Genomic DNA, 5,620 nt, shown 5'->3' on the forward strand with positions numbered 1-5,620 from the left:
TGCGACTTCCTTATGTTAACATTTTCATCTTTCAATGTCAACTAAGTTTTTTATTTCGTTTGTCGCTTTCGACGTTAATGTCATCGGCGACTTGTTCTATATTACACCTCTAAAGTATAATCGTCAACACCTTTTTATAAAGAACTTCAATTTAATATTTTTATGCTCTTTTAACTAAATACGTCTCTATAGGATTTCATTATCGGAGTACACCTTCTGCTTCTCTTTAATTTGTTTTTCCAAATATATTCGAGTTAATTTGAACTCTAGACTTAACTTGTGTGGACGTTTTCCTCCAACAAAACTAGCAACCTTATTTTAACAAATACTAGTATATAATTAGAGAGTTGTTGTACTATCAATAAAACTCTATTAGAAGCAGGTGAAGATATGAAAGATATACGTATCCTTATAGCAGACGACGATAAAGAAATCCGAAATTTATTAAAAATATATTTAGAACGAGAATTATACATGGTAGACACTGCAATCAACGGCGAAGAAGCCTTACATTTATTTAATCAAAATAACTATAACCTCGTTATATTAGATCTTATGATGCCCAAAATAGATGGAATCGAGGTATGTAAAAAACTTAGAGATAAAACTAACATACCTATATTAATGCTCACCGCTAAAGATCACGAAGTTGATAAAATTTTAGGTTTAAGCATTGGTGCTGATGATTATATTACGAAACCTTTCAGCATTCACGAAGTAATTGCACGAGTAAAAGCTCTTATGCGGCGTTTTTTAGTTCTCGGAAGTAACAATACTGCTCAAGAAAAAACAACTTTATCTTTTAAAGGACTAACTATCAATTTAAATACATACACAGTTCATACAAACAAAGAAGAAATTAGCTTAACCGGAAAAGAACTGGAACTGTTAAAATTCTTTACTTCAAACCCAGGGCAAGTATTTACAAAAACACAGCTCTTCCGAAATGTGTGGGACGATAATTATATAGAAGATGACAATACCGTTATGGTACATATTCGAAAACTCAGAAAGAAAATAGAAATTGACCCTTCCAATCCAAAATTCATTCAGACTATATGGGGAATTGGTTATAAGTTTGTAGGTGAAAAGCTTGAAGACTGATAAAACCCTCTTCCTGATTTCATTACAACTTATCATTTGCGGGATTTTAAACATACAAATGGATCCAAAAATAAAAATGTCTTTATTTATTATCCTTATCTTAATTACAATTTATCTCTTCTTTTCAAGAATACAATTCATTCAACATCGCAAAGCAATGGATACTAAATTAAGTCGTATACTAAAAGGAAACTTACAAACGAGATTATTCACAAGCAATGACCACTCATTACATAATATCGTTTTTTCAATAAACGAGCTAATAGGTAAATTAGAGCAGGTTCAAATTGAAGCCAAAAGATCCGAGGAATCCAGAAAACAACTTTTGTCTAGTATCTCCCACGATATACGAACACCACTCACCTCCATTATCGGATATATAGATGCTTTGAAAGACGGAGTTGCTGCTTCTGAAATAGAAAAACAAGAATATCTTAAAATACTCTATATGAAATCAAATAACTTAAAGCACCTAGTTGATGAAATATTCAATATGGCGAAGCTAGACGCTAATGAATTTCCACTAAAAGAAGAAGAACTCGACTTTTCTGAAGTTACTAGAGAAGTTTTGATTGAATTTTTACCTGAGCTCTCAAAACATAACATCGAACTGCAAATTCTCATACCAGAATCTACTTGTCCTATCATCGCAGATCATCTAAGCATTATGCGGATTATCGGTAATTTAATGAAAAATGCAATTTATTACGGAAAGGATGGGAAAACAATAGGAGTCGAATTGCTAGAAGCTGATGCAGAATACGAACTTCATATTTGGGATCAAGGCCCTGGTATTCCAAAACATGATTTACAAAACGTATTTGAGCGAATGTACCGAAGCGAACAATCAAGAAACTCTTCATTTGGTGGTAGCGGTCTCGGGCTTTCTATTTCCAAAGCGCTTGTTGAGAAAAACGGTGGACATATATGGGTTGAAAGTACTCCATGGAAACGAACTACTTTTGGCTTTTCTATTCCAAAGCACAATACTTTTAAGAAATAGTTAAGAAATGATTAATATGCAGTTAAGCCTTCCTTTTTATGATGTAAGTAAGAACTTATAGAAAGCAGGTGTCTCCTATAAATACAATTATAAAAACGACTAACCTTACTAAAGTATATGGCAATCAAAAATCAGTAGATAATTTAAATATTAATGTTCAACAAGGGGAGATTTATGGCTTCATAGGCCGCAACGGTGCTGGTAAAACAACAACCATTCGTATGCTACTTAGTCTTATAAAGCCTACAAGTGGAACGATTGAAATATTCGGAGAGAACTTATTCCAAAATCAAAAAGATATTTTAAGCAGAATTGGTTCTATAGTTGAAGTTCCAGGATTTTATGAAAACTTAACTGCAAAAGAAAACCTATTAATTAATGCAAAGATAATTGGGGTTCACAAAAAGAATGCTATCGAAGAAGCATTAGAAATAGTAGGCTTGCAGCATGAGACAAAAAAGTTAGTAGGAAAGTATTCTTTAGGAATGAAGCAACGCTTAGGAATTGCACGTGCTCTTCTCCATTATCCTGAGCTACTCATATTAGATGAACCAACTAACGGACTAGACCCTATTGGTATTAAAGAAATGCGAAAACTTATTCATTCTTTAGCTCAAGAAAGAAATATAACAATACTCATTTCTAGTCACATATTAGCCGAGGTAGAACAGTTAGTCGATCGTATCGGAATTATTCATGAAGGAAAGTTACTAGAAGAAGTTTCTCTTGATACGCTGCGCAAGGCAAACCGTAAGTACATAGAGTTTCAAGTGAATAATGACGATAAAGCTGTGATGTTATTAGAAAATCATCTTCAAATTTTTGATTATGAAGTACATGATGAAGGAAATATTCGTATTTACTCTCATTTTGGACAACAAGGATACATAAACAGAACATTTGTTCTTAATGATATTGAAGTATTAAAAATGATGATAAGCGAAGATAGACTAGAAGATTATTTCACCAAACTAGTTGGAGGTGGAACAATTGGTTAATCTACTCTATACAGAACTCTTAAAGCTAAAACGCTCTAATATGTTTTTAATTAGCATTATTGGTGCTGGTGTCGCACCTTTCTTAGTTGTAGTAGCCTCTTATATACATATAAAAACAAAACAGCCAACTCCAACTATTTGGTTCCATCAATTATTCACTGACGTTAACTTATATACTACTTTAGTTATAGGATTCCCCTTATATGGAGTAGTGGTTGCTTATTTGCTTACCCGCGAATATACAGAAGATACACTGAAAAATTTACTAACTATCCCCGTGTCGCGCATTAGCTTTATTATAAGTAAATTCATCATTCTCTTTCTTTGGATTATGATGCTAACTTTAGTCGCTTGGGCACTTACTTTAATATTAGGGCTATTGGGGAACTTCCCTGGTTTTAACATTTCTTTACTTTTAGGTTCTTTCCTAGAATTTTTAATATGTGGTGGACTTCTCTTTCTATTGTCTTCACCTATTGTGCTACTAACTCTTGTAATGAAGAGCTATGTACCACCCATTATATTAACAGTCATTATTACAATGACTAATCTTATGCTCGTAAACTCCAAGCATAAAGATTTATTTCCGTGGACCGCTACTCTAGATATCGCAAATAACGAATTACAACCGACATATCCACCAGAGTATTCTTATATCATCATTGCAGTAACGACAATTTCCGGATTTATTGCAACACTATTCTATTTTAAAAAAGTAGACATTCATTAATGTATAGGAGTGAAACTATGAGCGATATCATTATTGCCTTCATACTCGGTATTGTAGAAGGATTAGCTGAATTTTTACCTATATCTTCTACTGGTCACCTTATATTAGTCGGGCATTTATTAGGCTTTGAGGGAGAAAGAGCAAAAACGTTTGAAATTGTTATTCAGCTAGGCGCAATTTTAGCTATTGCAATTTTATATCATAAACGTCTCGTTTCTTTATGTAATATTAAACCTCTTATACAGAAAGAAAAAAAATTCAATGCGTTCCATGTATTTCTTGGCGTATTTCCGGCAGTGGTTGCTGGTTTGCTACTACATGATATTATTAAAACATACTTATTCCAGCCATACACTGTTGTGATTGGACTTGTAGCAGGGGCAATTCTTATGATCTTTGCAGAAGTAAAAAAGAAAGAGGCAGCAGCCTATTCACTGGACGATTTAACATACCGCCAAGCTTTAACAATCGGATTATTTCAGTGCTTAGCGGTATACCCTGGCTTCTCTAGAGCTGGCTCTACTATCTCTGGAGGTCTATTAGCAAAAGTAAATTATAAGACTGCATCTGAATTCTCTTTTCTAATAGCTCTTCCTGTAATGATTGGGGCGACAGGCTTAGACTTACTAAAAAGTTGGAAGTATTTAAGTGTCGATGACATCCCTATGTTTGCGGTAGGATTCATTACCTCTTTTATAGTAGCGATGCTAGCGGTAGTAACTTTTCTAAAGCTTTTAGAGAAGATAGGTTTAAAACCTTTTGCATACTATCGTATTTTGTTGGCTATCTTATTTACGCTTTTCGTATTGCTATAGATTCATATAAGTCACATATTATTAAACTGATATTCAATTTAGAATATCGGTTTTTTTATCTATTTTAACTCTAGTATTACTCACTTCAATATGGCATAGTGATAATAAACTACCATTCATAATCTGAACGTTCTTTAAGTAACTATATCCTTTATCATAAAATGCAATTAGAAATTTAAAGATCCCATATATGTACAGAACATATTTACAAATTATATTCACTCCACATAGTATCTTTTTAATTTGCAACACACTAATACAAATTAAAAATGAGTACAAAGGCATAACAAATAAGTAAATTTCCTAGGAATTATAAAGAGACTAAATATTAATTAGAGTGAGGTGACGATAAAAATGAATCAATTAGCACAGACATATTGGGATACTTATTGGAGAAACAACAAAAAACCAGAATCTGTTACAGCTTGGCAATTTGGGGATGCCCCTAATTATCTTGCACAACTAGTAATTGACGGTATTAAAACAGCTACATGCTCCGGTCACATTTTTTATGAATTAGAACATGAATCGCTACCGACTACTAATGATTATAGTATTATACTCAATAGTAATGATGAACCTGTAGCTATTATTAAGACAATAGAAGTAACTGTAACACCAATGAATGAAGTAAGCGAAGAATTCGCTATCGCTGAAGGCGAAGGAGATCGTACTTATAATTACTGGAGAGACACCCATGTTCGTTTTTTTACAAAGGAACTAAATGAGCTTGGTCTTAATTTCTCTGAAGATATGTTACTCGTCTGTGAGCGTTTTGAACTTGTTGATGTGAACAATAAAGTGAAATTTTAATAAACTGAGATTTACCAGCCATTCTTATTTTTATAAAACACAAAAAAGACGAGTCATTCTGACTCGTCTTAAAGTTGCTTGGCGACGTCCTACTCTCACAGGGACAAGGTCCCAACTACCATCGGCGCTAGAGAGCTTAACTTCCGTGTTCGGTATG

6 protein-coding genes and 1 rRNA gene are annotated in these 5,620 nt (G+C 33.3%); 6 read left to right on the top strand and 1 reads right to left on the bottom strand.

The genetic code is table 11. The features are described from left to right. The first annotated feature begins 390 nt into the window (after positions 1–390). From GBN91_RS28375 to GBN91_RS28405, 6 genes are all read left to right on the top strand, one after another. Complete coding sequence (locus GBN91_RS28375; protein WP_000651995.1) at positions 391–1,104, top strand: response regulator transcription factor; 714 nt, start codon at positions 391–393, stop codon at positions 1,102–1,104. Then, a complete protein-coding gene (locus GBN91_RS28380; protein ID WP_006921271.1) occupies positions 1,094–2,107 on the top strand; it encodes a sensor histidine kinase in 1,014 nt (337 codons plus the stop codon). Before GBN91_RS28375 ends, GBN91_RS28380 begins: the two co-directional genes overlap by 11 nt. 68 nt (positions 2,108–2,175) lie before the next feature. Further along, on the top strand, positions 2,176–3,105 hold the full coding sequence (locus GBN91_RS28385) for an ABC transporter ATP-binding protein (RefSeq protein WP_000074581.1): 930 nt from the start codon (positions 2,176–2,178) through the stop codon (positions 3,103–3,105). Next, positions 3,098–3,835 (top strand): ABC transporter permease, encoded by a 738-nt coding sequence (locus GBN91_RS28390; protein WP_000247719.1) that lies wholly within the window; start codon positions 3,098–3,100, stop codon positions 3,833–3,835. The genes GBN91_RS28385 and GBN91_RS28390 overlap by 8 nt, the downstream gene beginning before the upstream one ends. 17 nt (positions 3,836–3,852) lie before the next feature. Further along, positions 3,853–4,650, top strand: a complete 798-nt coding sequence (gene uppP, locus GBN91_RS28395) for an undecaprenyl-diphosphate phosphatase UppP (protein WP_001279957.1) — start codon at positions 3,853–3,855, stop codon at positions 4,648–4,650. 354 nt (positions 4,651–5,004) lie between these two features. Continuing rightward, entirely contained in the window at positions 5,005–5,463 is a 459-nt protein-coding gene (locus tag GBN91_RS28405; RefSeq protein WP_016124221.1) for an ASCH domain-containing protein, read from the top strand. Between the two features lie 76 nt (positions 5,464–5,539). Here the strand turns inward: GBN91_RS28405 and rrf are convergent. After that, positions 5,540–5,620 (bottom strand): 5S ribosomal RNA (rrf, locus tag GBN91_RS29800); the annotation flags it as partial.

It is taken from the genome of Bacillus sp. B1-WWTP-T-0.5-Post-4 (assembly GCF_009183795.1).
GTDB lineage: Bacteria > Bacillota > Bacilli > Bacillales > Bacillaceae_G > Bacillus_A > Bacillus_A cereus.